At 43.5% G+C, this 15,815-nt stretch carries 18 protein-coding genes; 12 read left to right on the forward strand and 6 right to left on the reverse strand.

Features of this window, described 5'->3' with window-relative positions:
* The first annotated feature begins 314 nt into the window (after positions 1 to 314).
* The 6 genes from DQQ10_RS21950 to DQQ10_RS21975 all read left to right on the forward strand — a co-directional run bounded on the left by DQQ10_RS21950 (position 315) and on the right by DQQ10_RS21975 (position 6,991).
* Positions 315 to 1,151: a sigma-70 family RNA polymerase sigma factor gene (locus DQQ10_RS21950; RefSeq protein WP_112749083.1), complete on the forward strand. Its 837-nt coding sequence runs from the start codon at positions 315 to 317 to the stop codon at positions 1,149 to 1,151.
* A gap of 48 nt (positions 1,152 to 1,199) precedes the next feature.
* Positions 1,200 to 1,664, forward strand: coding sequence for a carboxymuconolactone decarboxylase family protein (locus DQQ10_RS21955; protein WP_112749084.1), 465 nt, complete (start codon positions 1,200 to 1,202; stop codon positions 1,662 to 1,664).
* A 186-nt stretch (positions 1,665 to 1,850) separates the two neighbouring features.
* Positions 1,851 to 2,183, forward strand: coding sequence for a PadR family transcriptional regulator (locus DQQ10_RS21960; RefSeq protein ID WP_112749085.1), 333 nt, complete (start codon positions 1,851 to 1,853; stop codon positions 2,181 to 2,183).
* A 2-nt stretch (positions 2,184 to 2,185) separates the two neighbouring features.
* On the forward strand, positions 2,186 to 4,873 hold the full coding sequence (locus DQQ10_RS21965; protein WP_245970502.1) for an ABC transporter permease: 2,688 nt from the start codon (positions 2,186 to 2,188) through the stop codon (positions 4,871 to 4,873).
* Between the two features lie 120 nt (positions 4,874 to 4,993).
* Positions 4,994 to 5,827: an endonuclease/exonuclease/phosphatase family protein gene (locus tag DQQ10_RS21970; RefSeq protein ID WP_112749086.1), complete on the forward strand. Its 834-nt coding sequence runs from the start codon at positions 4,994 to 4,996 to the stop codon at positions 5,825 to 5,827.
* A gap of 231 nt (positions 5,828 to 6,058) precedes the next feature.
* Positions 6,059 to 6,991, forward strand: a complete 933-nt coding sequence (locus DQQ10_RS21975) for a hypothetical protein (protein ID WP_112749087.1) — start codon at positions 6,059 to 6,061, stop codon at positions 6,989 to 6,991.
* Between the two features lie 9 nt (positions 6,992 to 7,000).
* Here DQQ10_RS21975 and DQQ10_RS21980 read toward each other — a convergent pair whose 3' ends face one another.
* Together DQQ10_RS21980 and DQQ10_RS21985 are read right to left on the reverse strand one after the other, a co-directional pair.
* On the reverse strand, positions 7,001 to 7,387 hold the full coding sequence (locus DQQ10_RS21980; protein WP_112749088.1) for a RidA family protein: 387 nt from the start codon (positions 7,385 to 7,387) through the stop codon (positions 7,001 to 7,003).
* 54 nt (positions 7,388 to 7,441) lie between these two features.
* Complete coding sequence (locus DQQ10_RS21985; protein WP_112749089.1) at positions 7,442 to 7,921, reverse strand: DinB family protein; 480 nt, start codon at positions 7,919 to 7,921, stop codon at positions 7,442 to 7,444.
* Between the two features lie 151 nt (positions 7,922 to 8,072).
* Here DQQ10_RS21985 and DQQ10_RS21990 point away from each other — a divergent pair, with 151 nt between their 5' ends.
* Positions 8,073 to 9,977 carry an adenylate/guanylate cyclase domain-containing protein gene (locus DQQ10_RS21990; protein WP_262511777.1) on the forward strand — a complete coding sequence of 635 codons (1,905 nt, stop codon included), beginning with the start codon at positions 8,073 to 8,075 and terminating at the stop codon, positions 9,975 to 9,977.
* Between the two features lie 6 nt (positions 9,978 to 9,983).
* On the opposite strand, the gene DQQ10_RS21995 is transcribed toward DQQ10_RS21990, so the two are convergent.
* Entirely contained in the window at positions 9,984 to 10,262 is a 279-nt protein-coding gene (locus tag DQQ10_RS21995; RefSeq protein WP_133259724.1) for a hypothetical protein, read from the reverse strand.
* Between the two features lie 8 nt (positions 10,263 to 10,270).
* A complete protein-coding gene (locus tag DQQ10_RS22000) occupies positions 10,271 to 10,765 on the reverse strand; it encodes an anthrone oxygenase family protein (RefSeq protein WP_112749092.1) in 495 nt (164 codons plus the stop codon).
* A gap of 133 nt (positions 10,766 to 10,898) precedes the next feature.
* On the opposite strand from DQQ10_RS22000, the gene DQQ10_RS22005 reads away from it, so the two are divergent.
* Both DQQ10_RS22005 and DQQ10_RS22010 read left to right on the forward strand, forming a co-directional pair.
* Positions 10,899 to 11,222 carry a hypothetical protein gene (locus DQQ10_RS22005; protein ID WP_112749093.1) on the forward strand — a complete coding sequence of 108 codons (324 nt, stop codon included), beginning with the start codon at positions 10,899 to 10,901 and terminating at the stop codon, positions 11,220 to 11,222.
* A gap of 154 nt (positions 11,223 to 11,376) precedes the next feature.
* On the forward strand, positions 11,377 to 11,826 hold the full coding sequence (locus DQQ10_RS22010) for a response regulator (RefSeq protein WP_112749094.1): 450 nt from the start codon (positions 11,377 to 11,379) through the stop codon (positions 11,824 to 11,826).
* 1 nt (position 11,827) lies between these two features.
* Here the strand turns inward: DQQ10_RS22010 and DQQ10_RS22015 are convergent, their stop codons facing one another.
* On the reverse strand, positions 11,828 to 12,556 hold the full coding sequence (locus DQQ10_RS22015; protein WP_112749095.1) for an acetolactate decarboxylase: 729 nt from the start codon (positions 12,554 to 12,556) through the stop codon (positions 11,828 to 11,830).
* A gap of 77 nt (positions 12,557 to 12,633) precedes the next feature.
* Positions 12,634 to 12,984, reverse strand: a complete 351-nt coding sequence (locus DQQ10_RS22020) for a hypothetical protein (protein ID WP_112749096.1) — start codon at positions 12,982 to 12,984, stop codon at positions 12,634 to 12,636.
* A gap of 327 nt (positions 12,985 to 13,311) precedes the next feature.
* On the opposite strand from DQQ10_RS22020, the gene DQQ10_RS22030 reads away from it, so the two are divergent.
* The 3 genes from DQQ10_RS22030 (at position 13,312) to DQQ10_RS22040 (ending at position 15,792) form a co-directional block, all read left to right on the forward strand.
* Positions 13,312 to 14,757, forward strand: a complete 1,446-nt coding sequence (locus tag DQQ10_RS22030; protein WP_112749098.1) for an alpha-L-fucosidase — start codon at positions 13,312 to 13,314, stop codon at positions 14,755 to 14,757.
* A gap of 291 nt (positions 14,758 to 15,048) precedes the next feature.
* Positions 15,049 to 15,393: a DUF6686 family protein gene (locus tag DQQ10_RS22035; protein ID WP_112749099.1), complete on the forward strand. Its 345-nt coding sequence runs from the start codon at positions 15,049 to 15,051 to the stop codon at positions 15,391 to 15,393.
* Between the two features lie 120 nt (positions 15,394 to 15,513).
* Positions 15,514 to 15,792 carry a VOC family protein gene (locus tag DQQ10_RS22040; protein WP_112749100.1) on the forward strand — a complete coding sequence of 93 codons (279 nt, stop codon included), beginning with the start codon at positions 15,514 to 15,516 and terminating at the stop codon, positions 15,790 to 15,792.
* Positions 15,793 to 15,815: the final 23 nt, after the last annotated feature.

The following is a 15,815-nucleotide window of genomic DNA, read 5'->3' on the forward strand; positions in this document are numbered from 1 at the left end:
TAGCGCACAATCTTGCAAAAGCGACCGCATGAGTGACGAAGATTTCACGCGCCTACATTTTTCAAACTAGATTAACCCAAAAAAAACAAAAAAAGCCGCCTCATGACTTTTGAGACGGCCTCTTTTTGTTATGCTATCCTATAACAACGACATCGCGTTATGGAGAAAGTTTTTCTTCATGCTCGCTACGCCCTCTCATTTCAACATCAGTTTTTTGAAAGCGATAACGTGTAGCGGGATTGGGCGATTTGGAAATCTATTGCCCGATTCTTTAGTTTGATATGAAAATGCCATAAGACGCATTCTTACAAGAGATGGAAGACTTACGACCGCTGCTTATCGTTTACGCCTATAACATCATCGGAACATACGATGAAGCAAAAGACATTGTGCAAGATGTCTATTTGAAATTTACGTCTGTTGATCAATCTTCTATTATCGACAAGAAGGCATACCTCGTGCGCATGGTAATAAACTTGGCCATCGACCAAAAGCGAAAGCAAAAGAAACTCCGTGAGCAATATCCCGGCGAGTGGTTGCCGGAACCAATCTATACGGATAGCGCAGAACACACCGTCTTCAAAGGACAAGTGCTTTCATATTCAGTAATGGTCTTACTCGAACGTTTGAGCAGTAGGCAGCGGGCTGTTTTTATTCTGAAAGAAGCGTTTGATTACGAGCATGAAGAAATTGCAGACGTGTTGGGCATTACAGTAGAAAACTCACGACAGCTTTTGAGTAGAGCAAAAAAGGATATTCATGCAACCACGGTACAACCTGGTAAAATGGAAACTGCCGTGTTAAACCGGTATCTGGCTGTTTTGCAGAATGGTGATGTAAAGGCGCTTGAAAAAATGTTGCATGATGAAATCACAATGATATCGGATGGCGGAGGAAAGGCTGCTGCGGTGGTCAATACATTGCATGGCGCTGCGACGGTCACGAAATTACTACAGGGTCTTCAGCAGAAAGTTTACGGTCGTTGGCAATTGAAACAAGTTACGCTCAACCATCAGCCTGCAGTGTGTTATTTCAATGAGGGCCATTTAGAATCGTGCCTAGTGTTTGCTATCGTTGGTGATTGCATCCAATCGATCTACACCATTCGAAATCCAGATAAATTAAAAATTCTAGAAAATTCTTTGCGATAGTGTCACGTTTTGCCGGAGCAGTTCGTCTTTAGCGAAATTTTAAGCAACATGGAAAGAATTTCATATCAAGAGTTGCCTAAGGGCTTCTACAATGTCCTCATGAAGGCACAAGAATATGTCGACAATGCTGGACTTGACCATTCCTTACTGGAACTTATTAGAATGCGCGTGTCGCTCATCAATGGATGTGCCTATTGTATCGACATGCACTACAAACTTGGTCTTCACCTTGGCGACACGGCACAGCGATTGACGTCGGTGAGTGTTTGGCGAGAAGCTCCATATTATTCTGAAAAAGAGAAAGCGGCTTTGGAGTTTGCGGAGCGTCTAACGAAAGTTGATAGCGATCATCATCCTGAGACGCTACACGATGCCATCAACAAATATTTTTCAAAGGAAGAAATAGCATATCTAACACTGGCCATTATTCAAATTAACGCGTGGAATCGCCTCGTGCGTTCTTTTGGAACCGTCGCGGGTAATTTCAAAGTTCCCGAAAAGGTCAATGCTTAATAATCTTTTTTAAGCTTATCCATCAGGGGCGCGTGGCATGAGGCTACGCGTCCTTCGCCCATTTAATTCCCGCGCTAACGGCATTCCCGTGTCATTTTGCAGGGATGAATAATTTTTTTGTAATTCCATGCAACTGTTATGGAGTTTTGCCGTCTTATACCTAAGATTGTTATGTATTAGACAATTATGCATTCACCAGAATTACTAAAGGGGACCCTTCAAATGATTATTCTTAAGGTATTGAAGGACCATGGAAAAATGTACGGCTATGAGATCACTCAGCGCGTAGCGGAACTTTCCGATGGGAGAATTCTACTTACAGAGGGAGCACTTTACCCATCACTTCATAAACTTGAAGCGGAGGGGTTTCTCAAAACGGAGGTTGTCAGTATTGGAAAACGCGTGCGAAAATATTATACGCTTACGGCTGAAGGCAAAACCATTGCCAAAGACCGTGTAAGTGAATTTATGGATTTTATCAAAACAATGTCGTCAGTGCTGCAGGTGCAAATGTCATAACAATGGCACAACTCACGAATGACCATATCGACTACATTTTAAAGGACATCAACTATCGAGGTGTAGTCCTTGATGGATTCCAAGATGAAGTTGTGGATCACATCTGTTCCCTGGTGGAGCAAGAGATGTCTAACGGTGTACGTTTTATCGATGCTTACCACCATGTGCTTCGAAAATTTGGCCATACGAATGGTCTTCGTCAAACACAAAAACAGGTTCTTCTATCTGAAAATAAAAATGCTCGGCTTATGTTTAGGAATTATCTCACCATCGCTTTTCGAAATCTAAATAAACACCGCTTCTTCAGTGCCATTAATATTGTTGGGCTTGCTATCGGTGTAGCAGCATGTTTGATTATTACGCTTTTTATTTTGCAAGAGTTATCCTACGATAGACATTTTGCCAATGCCGACCGTATTTACCGTTTGGATGCTGAAATAAAATTCAATGGTAATCATCACCGGTTGGCCGTGATGCCAGCGCCGACAGCAGCAGCAATGCAAAGTGATTTTCCTGAAGTCGAAGCGTCTATGCATTTTCGTCAATCACCGTGGAAACGTGTAAAAAGGACAACGGAAAATTTCAAAGAGCAATTTACAGGCTATGCAAGCAACGGAATATTTAAAGTTTTTTCTATTCCTCTTTTGAAGGGAAACACAGCAAATGCGTTAACAGAACCGAGAACACTTGTGATCAGCAAAAGCATGGCTGATAAATATTTTCCAAATGAAGAAGCCTTGGGACAAACATTGATTGTCGATAATCAAGACTTATACAAAATCACAGGTATATTCCAAGACTTGCCTACCAATACGCACTTTAAGCTCGACTTCATCCTTTCGATGGAAGGCCTTGAGGAATCGAAAGCGAATAATTGGCTGAGTAATAACTTCAATACTTACGTGCTCCTTCGTGAGGGAAACACTGAGGAAGCATTAGAAGCTAAATTTCCGAAATTCGTAAACACATATGTTGGTCCGCAAATAAAGGAGTTCCTGGGCGCGGACGTGACGATGGAGAAATTCTCGGCAAATGGTGATAAGCTTGAATACAGTTTAACACCGTTGTTAGATATTCATTTGCATTCAGATCTCACGGCGGAAATGGCTGCCAATAGCGATATCACATATGTATATCTTTTTGGCGCGATTGCATTATTCATCTTGGCAATTGCCTGCATTAATTTCATGAACCTTTCGACCGCGCGGTCTGCAAATCGAGCAAAAGAAGTCGGTGTGCGTAAAGCTTTGGGTTCGTTACGCGCGCACTTGGTTCGTCAATTCTTAATGGAGTCGATCATGCTTAGTGTCGTATCTTTTGTGATTGCGTTGATGTTAGCTTACGTCGCCTTGCCGGGATTCAATATCCTTGCTGAGCGAAATCTATCGATTCCGTTTAGCGAGCCTGTGTTCATCGCCACGTTCGTCGTGATGTCTTTGTTCGTGGGTGTACTTGCAGGATTGTATCCATCACTGTTCTTGTCGGCATTCAGGCCCGTAAACGTGTTGAAAGGAAAACTGTCTCTTGGTATGAAAAGTGGTGCCGTGCGAAGTTCTTTGGTTGTATTCCAATTTATGATCTCAATTTTTCTGGTTGTCGGAACGATCACCGTACAAAAGCAATTAAGTTTTATTCAGAATACGAAAATCGGTTTCAAAAAAGATCAAGTTGTTATTCTCCATAATACGGAGCTGTTGAGTAGTCACGACGTTCTGAAGAACGAGTTGTTAAAATATCCGGGCATTACAAATGTGTCTGCTTCGGGATATATTCCGATTTCAGGGTGGGGAAGAAGCAATACGAGTTTCTGGCCAGAAGGGAATCAGCCTTCGCAGGATAATATGGTCTCGATGGAGTATTGGCATGTAGACCACGATTATGTTCCTACGCTCGGAATGCAGATAAAAGTAGGAAGGAATTTTTCGAAAGATTTTCTGTCGGATTCTACGGCAATCATATTAAATGAAGAAGCTGTAAAACGATTTGGTTTTAAAAACCCGATCGGTGAAAAATTATCAACGTTCGCTGTGAGTAATGGTACGATTCAACAAGATAAAGTGGATATGTATACCGTTGTAGGTGTGGTTGAGAATTTTCATTTCGAGTCGCTTAAACAGAACATAACACCGCTTTGCTTACAGCTCGGTAAAAGTGGATGGAGTGTCCCGATTCGGTTTTCGAGTGCGGACACAAAAGCGGTTCTGGCACACATTGAAAAAAGTTGGAAAGCCGTTGCGCCAGGGCAACCGTTCGAATACACATTTCTCGATGATGCTTTTGGGAAGATGTATTCATCGGAGCAGCAGCTCGGACAAATATTTGCTGTCTTTGCTGGGCTCGCCATTATCATCGCTTGTTTAGGGCTGTTTGCGCTTACGGCATTTACAGCTGAGCAACGCACTAAGGAGATTGGTATCAGAAAGGTCCTCGGTGCATCTGTCGGAAGCATTGTGCTGTTACTCTCGAAAGAGTTTGGAAAGCTTATCATTTTTGCGTTTTTACTTGCAGCACCGCTTTCTTATTTGGCCGTTGGTAGGTGGCTTGAGAACTATCAATACAAAACAGAAATAGGTATCGCCGTATACATCTTGGCGGGCGTGTCTGCATTTGCCGTGGCGTGGTTAACGATGGGCTTCCAGTCGATCAAAGCCGCACGCGGTAATCCAGTATCGGCGTTACGCAGTGAATAATGGGTACGGCTCCCGTTATCGGCGCCAGAAAGCTTGTCATTTCACCGCACATCACTATTTGGGTGGTGATCATTCGGCAAATTGATTTCATTTATTGCGCAACAACTTAATCTGTGAGCTATGAAGCGCAATGTGTTATTCTTTTTTCTAGCGTCAATTGCAATTTCCGCCGTGGCGCAACCCGCAAAAATTGCTACGTACAATATGCGTTACGACAATGTACAAGATACTGTCAACGCTTGGGCTAAGCGCGTACCAATAATAGGGCAAGTGATACAGTTTCATGAAATAGAGTTGTTCGGTGCGCAAGAACTCCTGGATCACCAAGTGAAAGATGTCAAGAAGCAATTACCAATGTTTGATTGGATTGGTGTCGGCCGTGATGATGGCCAGGCGAAAGGTGAATACGCTCCAATATTTTATCATGCTGACAAATTTAAAGTGTTAGACAAGGGAAATTTTTGGCTCTCGGAAACCCCTGATCAGCCGACAAAAGGATGGGATGCCGCACTCCCGCGTATTTGTTCTTGGGGAAAGTTTCAAGACCTGAAAACGAAAAAGGTCTTTTTTATTTTCAACACACATTTCGATCACAAAGGGGAGTTAGCAAGAATTAACAGTGCCAAACTTATCCTCGACAAAATAAAAACAATTGCGGGTAACCAACCCGTTGTGTTGATGGGCGACTTCAATTTCGACCAGCGCCATGAAGGTTATCAGACGCTGCAATCGTCAACTTTAAAGGATGCGTTCGGCTTAGCTCTATTCAAGCTAGCCAATACCAGTACCTTTAATGGCTTTGATATCCGAACCGCTGGAGATGCACGCATCGACCATATTTTAGTTTCACCACAATTCAAAGTTTCGAAGTATGGTATTCTCACCGATAGTTATCAAGGGAAACTTCCATCCGATCATTTTCCTGTAACAATATCTCTTTCGCTGTCTAAGTAATTTCCGCTTTTCAATGGTTTTCGTTCCTAAAAGCTAAACGCCGTAGCTTTGAATGCATTCTTTTTTCACTTAAATCTTACAGCATAGTGAAAGAAGCGTTGGTGTGAAGACTTTTAATTTCCTGGCTTGTAATTTCGCGTAGGCATTAGTCGTTACTGGCCCCAAGGCGTCCATAGTAGTAATGTAAGTGATTTGTGCCGCTTAGAATTTCTTCGATGATACGCTAAAAACATGAAGAGCTTACATACCGACACGGCGGTAACCATTGCACAGGTTTCCGATGATGCATGGCGAAGCGCGCTTGCGGAAAATACACGACGATTCCATGTTGTGGCGGCTTGGGCTGCCATCATCTTCGACCCAATCTTTGCCATTACGGATTATTTCAACATTCCAGAGAGCTGGCAACTGCTCCTCTATACGCGCCTCAGTGTATCATTGATTTCGCTTATCACGTTGTTTGCTCAGAAACGATATCAATTTCCGGCCTATTGGATCGTGGTTGTACCGTTTATGCTCATCTCACTTCAGAATGCTTTCACCTTTAGCCTCATTGGTAGTGAAGATCTTTTAGGTCACAACTTGAACTACATGGCTTTGTTAATCGGCGCAGGTATGTTCTTAGCTTGGGACTGGCAATTTTCGGTTGGCGTACTTACGCTATCGGCTATCGCGACAGCAATTTTTATTCAATTGAATCCGGCGATTACTGTCGACGCCTTTTTCGTGAAAGGTGGATTGCTGCTGATGAGTGTTGCTGCTTTCATGTTTATTCTCATCAAGACAAGATATAATCTTACCGTGAAGGAAATCAAAGCGCGATTGGCACTGCAGATCAGCAACGAAGAGATTCAATCACAAAACGAAGAGATTTCGGCGCAAGCAGAAGAAATTCGTGGTATCAATGAAAATCTTGAGCAGATCGTCAACGCGCGAACGAAAGAACTCGAAATGAAGAACAAAGCGTTGCAAGAGTACGCCTTCATTAACGCGCACAAACTGAGAAGGCCGGTAGCGAGTATTCTCGGACTGGTAAACATAGCGTCGAAGATCGATCTTCCGGAAGAGGAACGTTCTATCATTTTCCATCTTGAAAAATCAACGCTTGAGCTAGACGAAATCGTTGCGTCCATCACGAAGACAATTGAAAAGGCTGACGTTTAATGGATAACGTTAACGCGCGGCAATAACTTCCACTTCTAGTTTCCACTTTTTCTCTAGCAACTGACAACAGATGACCGTGAGTGACGGCCGGTGATTGCCAAGATATTTCATTCGTAGTTTTACATTGACTTCATCAAAAGAAGGATCGGCGAGATAAGTACGGATCGAGACAATATGCTGATACGTTAAACCTGCCGAAGAAAGGATGCTGCCAATGTGTTTCCAAATTAGCTCACCCTGTTCTTCAAAAGATTCAGGCATCGTTTGTCCGTCGTGTTCATAACCGTTAAGCCCGCTGATGAAGAGTATTTGCGAATCGCCTTTTACTTCGACTGCATGGCTATAGTTTCGGTAAGGTGGAAATACATTTTCTGGATTGTGTAGTGTAATCGGCATAACGTTGCATTTATCAGCCCAAGATAACGTATCCAAATGCCAAGTCAACTCAGACTAGCTGCGATCATAAAACGCAGGAGGTTCAATGCCCAACGAGCGCAGATAAACGTAACCTTGTGCGCGGTGATGGATTTCATTGTCGATCCAGTAGAAAACGATCCAGTGAATAGGGCCGCCCCATTGTCCGAATGCCAAGTCTTCTTCTTGAAAGCGATCTGCAGGAATCTGTGACCATAACTTGGTGATTTCTTCCGTTGCGCGATCCCACGCTTTGAGGAGGTTTTCTTTTGTATTGAGTGCATCACTTGCCGGCTCATAGTTATTCCACTTGCGCGTTACAACGCCCTGCATACCTGGCACGCCCATGCCCAGCATCTCGAAAACCAATTCAGCAAACGGCCTCATGCCGCCGACGGAGTAACTAAATAGTTTGTCTTCTGGGAATGCTTCAATTGCACGACGTGTAACGCGACGGTGTCCCAGCCAATGTTCGAGTAGTTGCGCTGGTGTAATGACAATGGATGCTGATTTCATAAACAATTAATTTTTGATGATGCAGCAAAGTAAAAATGGCGTTATGACAACAGTATGTCAGCAGTGTCAAAGAATTTTAAAAAAGTTTCTCGCCAATGCGTTGCATTGCAAAACGTAGTATTTTTACCCCATGCGTCAATTGGTTGCCATAATGTTTGCCGACATGGCTGGATACACTGCTATCATGCAGGAGAATGAACAGCTCGCTCGGGTTAAACGCAAACGGTTTAAAGAGGTGTTGGATGAATCCGTACTGGCTTTTCAAGGAAGGATACACCAAAACTATGGCGATGGTTCGTTGATTATTTTTAACAGTGCTATTCAAGCTGTTCTTTGCAGCATTGCCATTCAAACCCGGCTGCAGGAATCACCTCGCGTTGATGTTCGTATTGGTGTGCACACGGGCGAGGTAATCATTGAAGATGAAACTATTTACGGCGACGGTGTAAACATCGCCGCACGTGTCGAGTCTACCGCGGTTCCTGGAAGTATTTTGGTTTCTGAGAAAGTTTTTGATGAAATCAAAAATCAAGAAGCTATTAAAACACATGAGCTTGGCTACTTTGAATACAAGAATGTAAAGCACCCTGTGCGCGTATTTGCGATAGCCAATAGGGGTATCGTTGTACCAGGCCGCGACTTACTTCAAGGGAAGCTGAAAGCAGGTGGTAATCGGATTGCGGTACTTCCATTCGTCAATATGAGTGCTGATCCAGAGAATGAATATTTCAGCGATGGCATTACGGAAGAACTACTTAATGCATTGGTGAAGATCGATAATATACAAGTTACGTCACGCACTTCGTCATTCTACTTTAAAGGAAAAAATATCGACATCCGCGACATCGGCATCCAATTGAACGTGGATAAAATTCTTGAAGGGAGTGTTCGGAAAGCAGGCAACAGGGTACGCGTGACAGCGCAGTTGATTAATGCCGCCGATGGATATCATATTTGGAGTGAAAACTATGACCGTGATTTGCACGACATTTTCGCTTTGCAAGATGAAATCAGTATGATGATTGCCAATAAATGCAGGGAAAATCTCTCAACCATCGACCAAGTTAAAGTTCGCCCGGCGTCACCTGTGCATGGCGTCGAGGCTTATACCGCTTATCTACGTGGATTACACTATTGGAATAAGGTTAACCCTGCAGATGCACGACAAGCCATTGTTTGTTTTCAAGATGCCGTTAGACTCGAACCCGACTATGCGCAGGCTCATGCCATGATCGCCATTGTGTTCGGTTACCTGGGCTCGACTGGGCAAATGCAATCAGCAGATGCGTTCAATCATGTGCATCGTCATGCAGACCTCGCGTTGCGTATAGATCCACAACTTCCAGATGGCCACATCGCAAAAGGAACAGCTTATCTCATGTACGATTGGCATTGGAAAGCAGCCCACGATGCGTTGCACAAAGCGATCGCACTGAATCCTGCAGCGATCACGGCTTATAATCAACTCGCATTCTATTATGTGATCATTGGCGACAAACAAAAGGCCTTGGAGGTCATGGAAACTGCATCGCAGCTAGACCCGCTTTCGCCGTTTGTAAACCATCAGCTCGCCAATATGTATGTACTGGTCGAACGTTACGACGAGGCTATAGAACGCGCTGAGAAGTTGCTTGAAATTAATCCAACGATGCGGGCTGCACTCGATCTGAAAGGATGGGCGCTGGTCATGAAAGGACAATTTGATAAAGCGTTGCCGATCTTTCAAGAAGTACATCGCCTCGTCAATCATCCATTGAAAGCATTGATGGGCCTCGGTTACTGTTACGCGCTGATGGGCGAGCGCGATAAAGCGATGGACTGCGTCCATAAAATAGAACAGCGACAACGCGAAGAACCAGATGCTGTTTTAGATGGTGACCTGATCGGGATTTGGTACGGTCTTGGCGACTATGATAAAGTGTTTCACTACATCAATGAATGCATTCGAAAAAGGATATCACCGCCAACTTTTTTCTTAGAGTATCCACCTTTTAAGTCCCTGAAAAATGATCCGCGTTACGAAGAAGTAAAGCGCAAAATCATGGGGCCGAATTGACGACTATCATTGTCGTTCGTCAATCCATGTCTTCAAGATTTTTCGCTCCGTTTCATTTAAAGTAATTTCATCTCCCTTCGGCATTCGCTTCAATGTAAAAACTTGAAACTTAATTTTTCTCGCGTGGCGCGCCATGTTCTCAGTCGTGAATACCATGCGTGGATTCTGTTTCCGATGACACACATTGCATTTCTGTTGAAGAATGACAAATGCTTTCTCTTTCATGTCTTTGTCGGGCGTGTAAATGATCGATAGCACTACCGTTGCGACGACTAGTATTTTCATAGCTGATGTTAATTTTTGTCTCGTAAACATGCGATGATCACCAAAGCAAGCGTGGCAATGCTGCAATAGGTACGGATGGTGTTCAGAAAATTCCAGCGTGACTCGAACGAGATACGTTGTTCCGCAATTTGTGATAAGCTAGCCGAATCGACATCGAAAGCAGCAAGGGATTCGTTCATCGGAACATTGCCGGCAACCGTTGTCCCAAATACGCCAAGAAAATAGAGCACTGTAGCACCAACAAGCAAGTAGAATTTTGGGATGTCATTTCCATAGTTAGTCCATGTTGCCAATGGAAGCAATACGAGTGAACCCATGAATGAAATAAAGAACATGGGGTTCAGGATTGCCTTATTCATCGCTTGAAAAGCCAGAACATATTCTCTGTCAGCCAACTTATGAAGTCCGGGCGTCACCGATATTGTCCAACTGTAGAACAATCCGGCAACAAGTCCTGTAGCAAGTGCTGTGGCAAAGAGGAATGCTTGCGATAATTTGATCATGCTGTTAATTTTACTCAAAGCTATCGCGGAGTAAGCTTGTGTAATTGGATAAAACCGACAGCAGGGAAGAAAGGGTGATGTAGGTTTGGTCCGCAGTTATGATTATTTTCGCCAGTCGATAGTTTGTTTGTATATGCCCTCTACCCAAGAATTATACCTGGTAATTCTTTATGACCACTCAACGTCTTTGCCCGCTGCGCAAATTCCATTTCAGGATTTTCAGAAATTGAGTATCGATTTTGTAGATGATGTAGCGTTACTACTGCCCTTGATAAGGCAGCGTGTACCCAATGCTTTCGTCATCTATAAGCGGCCTGAAGATGATGAGGTCATGACGCGGGTGAAATATCTTCGAAGTTTGCTCCACATTGATGAAGTACCAATTATGGTACTCGACGCGAATCCGAGTCGCGAAGATGTTGAAAACTTGTTGAGCGTACTAACAACCAACAGCTGAGTGGTTTGCTTTGGGGATTTTATACCACAATACATTTTATCTTATAAGGTTATTAAAGGAATTTCGAATTGTTTACTTTGCGGGTTTAAACATCATAATTACAGTTGGTGTTTAATGAGATAGGGAACGTAATCAATTCAGAAAATTAAGTGGCATGCAGACGCTGAACCAAGAAGCAACACATGTGATGTTAGCTGATGATGATGAAGATGACTATTACGTGTTTTCGCTAGCGGTAGCGGAGGTACCGGTAAAAGTATTGCTTACTCGTGCAGAGGATGGCGAAAAGCTTATGCGCTTGTTAGACGAAAAGCTCCCTGACATTTTGTTTCTCGATCTGCAAATGCCGATTAAAGATGGGCACGCATGTCTTCGCGAAATCCGTGCTGATAAACGATTTGACAAGTTGCCAATCGTCATCTACAGCTCTTTGGAAGATCTTAAAAATATAGAGATGTGTTATCGCGAAGGCGCTAACCTGTATTCGATAAAGCCATCATCGCTGGGCGATCTTACCGCTATTCTCGAACGCATCTTGCTCGTCGACTGGAAGAAGATGTTGTATTTTCCGACGTTCTCCCAGTTTGTCGTCCGAGCATCTTGACCTACTTTTTAGTTGTATTAAGATCGATATGCTTAATGCTTTCGCGTGATGGTAAATGAATTGTCGCAGCTTGTGCGTAGTCGATTTGAATTTCCATCATGCGTAGTACAGCTGCCTTCAAATGACCCCCGGTTTCTCGCGCTTCATCAATGAAATGAAAGTGGTAAGCAGGGCTGTTCAACACTTCCGCCGACTTTGGTGTAAAAAATCCCACAATGGTACCGCGAATGTTCTCTTTTGTAAAAACCGTCTCAGTAATATCTGTAATTGGTTTGTATGGCTTTTGTTGTTCTTCGAACGACCGGAATATCGCGTGGTCGAACGTGGCATCCACGCGAATGGCCGAGAACGCATTTACATCGATAATTTTGCTAAGGTAATTTTGTAATTCTTCCAGTGTGATAGGCTTGTCGAATCGAACAGTCGTGTCGGGAACAAACTGCTTGAGGGCGGCAAAGGCAAGTTGATCGTCACTCTTTAGTTGTTCTACTTTTCCACTCGCAGGAATCTTGTAAAACTTCCCGTCAAGCACCACAACTTCACTCTTCAGTTTCTCTTCGCTGCCGAGTCCAAAATTGGCAAGTCCCTTCACCCAAGATACAGGGCTAACACCATCGAATTGACCTTCATGAATGGCATGGTTGAGCGAAACGTAGTGTATAGCTTCGTCAGGTTGTCCTATTGTTCTGAATACGATAAAAATGAGCAGGGTGGTAAGAAATGTTTTCATAAAATTGGGTTGTTTAAAAACAATAAAAGAGGCTGGATTCAATCCAGCCTCCGTAATAATTATGCTTAGGCCTAACGTTACTTCTTATCTTTTTCTTTCACCACATTGCCCTGCGCATCAAACTTCACTTTCTTGGTTTCGTTACCTTTTTTCAATTCTACTGCGTAGAAAGTTTTTCCTTCTTTCTCTTTTCTCCAAGCTTTGTTAGCTGTCCAGCCCGAGTAGCTTGTACCTTGGAGTTGTGTTGAGATTGCTGCAGGAAGGTCACCAATTGCGATCACTTCTTTTTCGCCCCATTCATCGCCTTGTTGTGTATTGTATGATGAAGAAGGTTGTGTTGCTGGTGACTGTGTTGATGTTGTGTCTTGAGCGTTAACTGCTACGACTGCTCCAAACATGAAGCAAAATGCGACCAATAATTTTTTCATAACTGTAATCAATTTTTAAGGTTTATTAATTTCTACTCACATCCATATAATCAAATGCCCGCGTCTACAGCTGTTGGGTTTATCGGTTGTCGCGGCTTTACACGAATTAAGTTTCGATGATTTTGACAAATTTTAAAGCTGATGGGTTGTTGTAATGTCGATTACGTCAATAGCAATTGGGTAAAACTGTTGATGTGAGGTGTAGAAGAATTCAACAACTCTTGGTCTACACGCGCATGATCTCTTACCGTTCTTGATCGCGCTCGCCGTGATGTTTGTTTCGGATGTCCTGTTTTGAAGAACGATTTCAATCTTGTAATTTTTCACATGGTCAAGTCCCAGCTTACAATCGCCTCGATGGTGGTGTCGCTTTTCGCCTGCACAAAGGAAGTGTCGCCCCCTGCACCGGTTAATCCGATTCCCACCGCGGCGCAACTTGCGTGGCACGAAATGGAAACCAATGCGTTTATCCATTTTACCATTAATACATTCACAGACAAAGAGTGGGGCTATGGTGACGAATCGCCCGCGTTGTTCAATCCGTCTCAACTTAACGCGGACCAATGGGTTACGACGTTGAAGGAGGCAGGCTTTAAGGGTATCATCTTGACCACGAAACATCACGATGGCTTTTGTCTGTGGCCATCAAAATTCAACGAGCACAATGTAAAGAATAGTCCCTATAAGAATGGTGAAGGTGACTTGGTGAAAGAAGTTTCGGATGCGTGTAAACGTCATGACTTAAAATTTGGAATCTATATGTCACCGTGGGATCGGAATCACCCTCAGTATGGAACGCCAGCCTATGTTCAATACTACCGAAATCAGCTTCATGAATTGTTTACCCAGTACGGTCCCGTGTTTGAAATGTGGTTCGACGGTGCGAATGGTGGCGATGGTTTTTACGGTGGAACAAAGGAGACGCGTCGAATTCAAGGTGCGACCTATTATGATTGGCCTACGACACTCAGACAGGTTGAGAAACTCGAACCCAATGTTATTTTTTTTAGTGATGCTGGACCAGGAGTACGATGGGTTGGAAATGAAAGAGGCGTTGCTGGTGAAACAAATTGGAACACGATCACGCCAGATACCTTGTTCGCTGGCAAGGCGGGAATTGAAGACCTGTTACAGCGAGGACATCCCGATGGAACAACATGGATACCTGCAGAGGTAGACGTCTCTATCAGACCGGGATGGTTTTATCATGCGAAAGAAGATTCCCTTGTCAAGTCGGCTGAAAAACTCTTTGACATATACCTGACTTCTGTCGGTCGAGGGTCGACGTTGTTGTTAAACGTTCCGCCGGATAAACGTGGTTTAATTCATGAACGCGACATTGCAGTGTTGCGCGCATGGAGAAATATGATCGACAATGCTTTCAAAACGAATCACGCGCGTCATGCGAAAGCCTCTGCAACTAATGTGAGGGGACAGATGTCGGATTATAACGCCGACAAAATTGTAGATAACAATAAGGAAACATATTGGGCAACCGACGATAACGTGACCGCTGCCACTGTTGAATTGGAGTTAAATGAACCCGTCATTGTAAAGTTCATTGTGATGCAAGAATTTATTTCGTTAGGACAGCGGGTGAAGAAATTCAAGATTGAAGCACAACAAAATGGTAGCTGGCAAACGATCGGATCAGGAACTACTATTGGGTACAAGCGAATTTTAGAAGTTGATCATGCGAACACAAAGCATGTACGAATCACAATTGAAGCGTCGCGTGCCTGCCCGTTGTTAAGTAATGTGGAAATCTATTAATCTCCTATTGACACCCCTAGCGTAATTCATCATGCCCGACGTCGGCTACTTTCAATACCCTTGGGAGGCGATGCACTTAACTTGCTCGTGGTAATTTTTTCAAATTCTCACGGAAAACTTTTTTTCTCAACGGCATGCCGTTCATCTTTGATCACTTTCAAAACAAAGCGCGTATTTGTTGAGTGAGGTCAACGTACGTGTTCGGCAAAAATGGGGAGCGCTTGTCATCCAGTCGGGAAGGGAGCGACTCACCCACCAAGCCAATATTTTCAACCGTTAAAGTTTATTTTCATGGGACACGAAAATTCGCGATTCAAAATTCTAAGTGAGAATGTCGATGGTTACATTGGTGTATGTGAGTGTTGTCAACAATTTAATTTCGCATACAAAACCGTATTACTAACTTTTTCGGAGGATGAATTTCATCGATTCTTCGAATGGATCATTGCGAACCGTTACACGCCCCAGTATTACGCCCCGTTACACCACGGAAGAACGAGAATGTATTCGAGCCCACATTCCAATTTATTCTTGGTTTATTCCGACGAAGAGCTTGACGCTGTTACACATCTTTACCAAGAAACGTTGCTCATTTTGGAAGCACAAAAATTGTTACTGTCAAATCGAATGAATTAGTGCAGTTATGATTCTCAAACTTGTTCCGCAATTGCCATCGCTTGACTTCGATCGGACGATTCGGTCGTACACAGAAAAATTAAAGTTCACATTGAATCATCGCTATCATCGCTGTTAATCATGTCGAACGCCGATCTCGAGTTGCACTTTTGGCTTTGTCATGGTTCCGCCATCCCGCAGTCGTCAAGCATCTACATTCGTGTTGCAGATATTGAAACACACTACGAGGATCATGAGCGTTTTGGAATTGTGCACCCCAAGGCCACCTTAGAAGACAGGCCGTGGGGAATGAAGGAATTCGCATCGGTTGACCCTGACGGAAACCTTCTGAAATATGGGCAATCATCGTCAGTGCCTAGTTACTTTAGAATACTTCTAAATATAAGTTTGGCCATATAATCCAATTTCGCATATTTGTGATT

This window comes from Pseudochryseolinea flava (assembly GCF_003286915.1).
Taxonomy (GTDB): domain Bacteria; phylum Bacteroidota; class Bacteroidia; order Cytophagales; family Cyclobacteriaceae; genus Ohtaekwangia; species Ohtaekwangia flava.

Coding starts and splice junctions, on each gene's coding strand:
- DQQ10_RS21950 (WP_112749083.1), top strand. CDS start 315: ATGGAAGACTTACGACCGCTGCTTATCGTTTACGCCTATAACATCATC.
- DQQ10_RS21955 (WP_112749084.1), top strand. CDS start 1,200: ATGGAAAGAATTTCATATCAAGAGTTGCCTAAGGGCTTCTACAATGTC.
- DQQ10_RS21960 (WP_112749085.1), top strand. CDS start 1,851: ATGCATTCACCAGAATTACTAAAGGGGACCCTTCAAATGATTATTCTT.
- DQQ10_RS21965 (WP_245970502.1), top strand. CDS start 2,186: ATGGCACAACTCACGAATGACCATATCGACTACATTTTAAAGGACATC.
- DQQ10_RS21970 (WP_112749086.1), top strand. CDS start 4,994: ATGAAGCGCAATGTGTTATTCTTTTTTCTAGCGTCAATTGCAATTTCC.
- DQQ10_RS21975 (WP_112749087.1), top strand. CDS start 6,059: ATGAAGAGCTTACATACCGACACGGCGGTAACCATTGCACAGGTTTCC.
- DQQ10_RS21980 (WP_112749088.1), bottom strand. CDS start 7,387: ATGCCGATTACACTACACAATCCAGAAAATGTATTTCCACCTTACCGA.
- DQQ10_RS21985 (WP_112749089.1), bottom strand. CDS start 7,921: ATGAAATCAGCATCCATTGTCATTACACCAGCGCAACTACTCGAACAT.
- DQQ10_RS21990 (WP_262511777.1), top strand. CDS start 8,073: ATGTTTGCCGACATGGCTGGATACACTGCTATCATGCAGGAGAATGAA.
- DQQ10_RS21995 (WP_133259724.1), bottom strand. CDS start 10,262: ATGAAAATACTAGTCGTCGCAACGGTAGTGCTATCGATCATTTACACG.
- DQQ10_RS22000 (WP_112749092.1), bottom strand. CDS start 10,765: ATGATCAAATTATCGCAAGCATTCCTCTTTGCCACAGCACTTGCTACA.
- DQQ10_RS22005 (WP_112749093.1), top strand. CDS start 10,899: ATGCCCTCTACCCAAGAATTATACCTGGTAATTCTTTATGACCACTCA.
- DQQ10_RS22010 (WP_112749094.1), top strand. CDS start 11,377: ATGCAGACGCTGAACCAAGAAGCAACACATGTGATGTTAGCTGATGAT.
- DQQ10_RS22015 (WP_112749095.1), bottom strand. CDS start 12,556: ATGAAAACATTTCTTACCACCCTGCTCATTTTTATCGTATTCAGAACA.
- DQQ10_RS22020 (WP_112749096.1), bottom strand. CDS start 12,984: ATGAAAAAATTATTGGTCGCATTTTGCTTCATGTTTGGAGCAGTCGTA.
- DQQ10_RS22030 (WP_112749098.1), top strand. CDS start 13,312: ATGGTCAAGTCCCAGCTTACAATCGCCTCGATGGTGGTGTCGCTTTTC.
- DQQ10_RS22035 (WP_112749099.1), top strand. CDS start 15,049: ATGGGACACGAAAATTCGCGATTCAAAATTCTAAGTGAGAATGTCGAT.
- DQQ10_RS22040 (WP_112749100.1), top strand. CDS start 15,514: ATGTCGAACGCCGATCTCGAGTTGCACTTTTGGCTTTGTCATGGTTCC.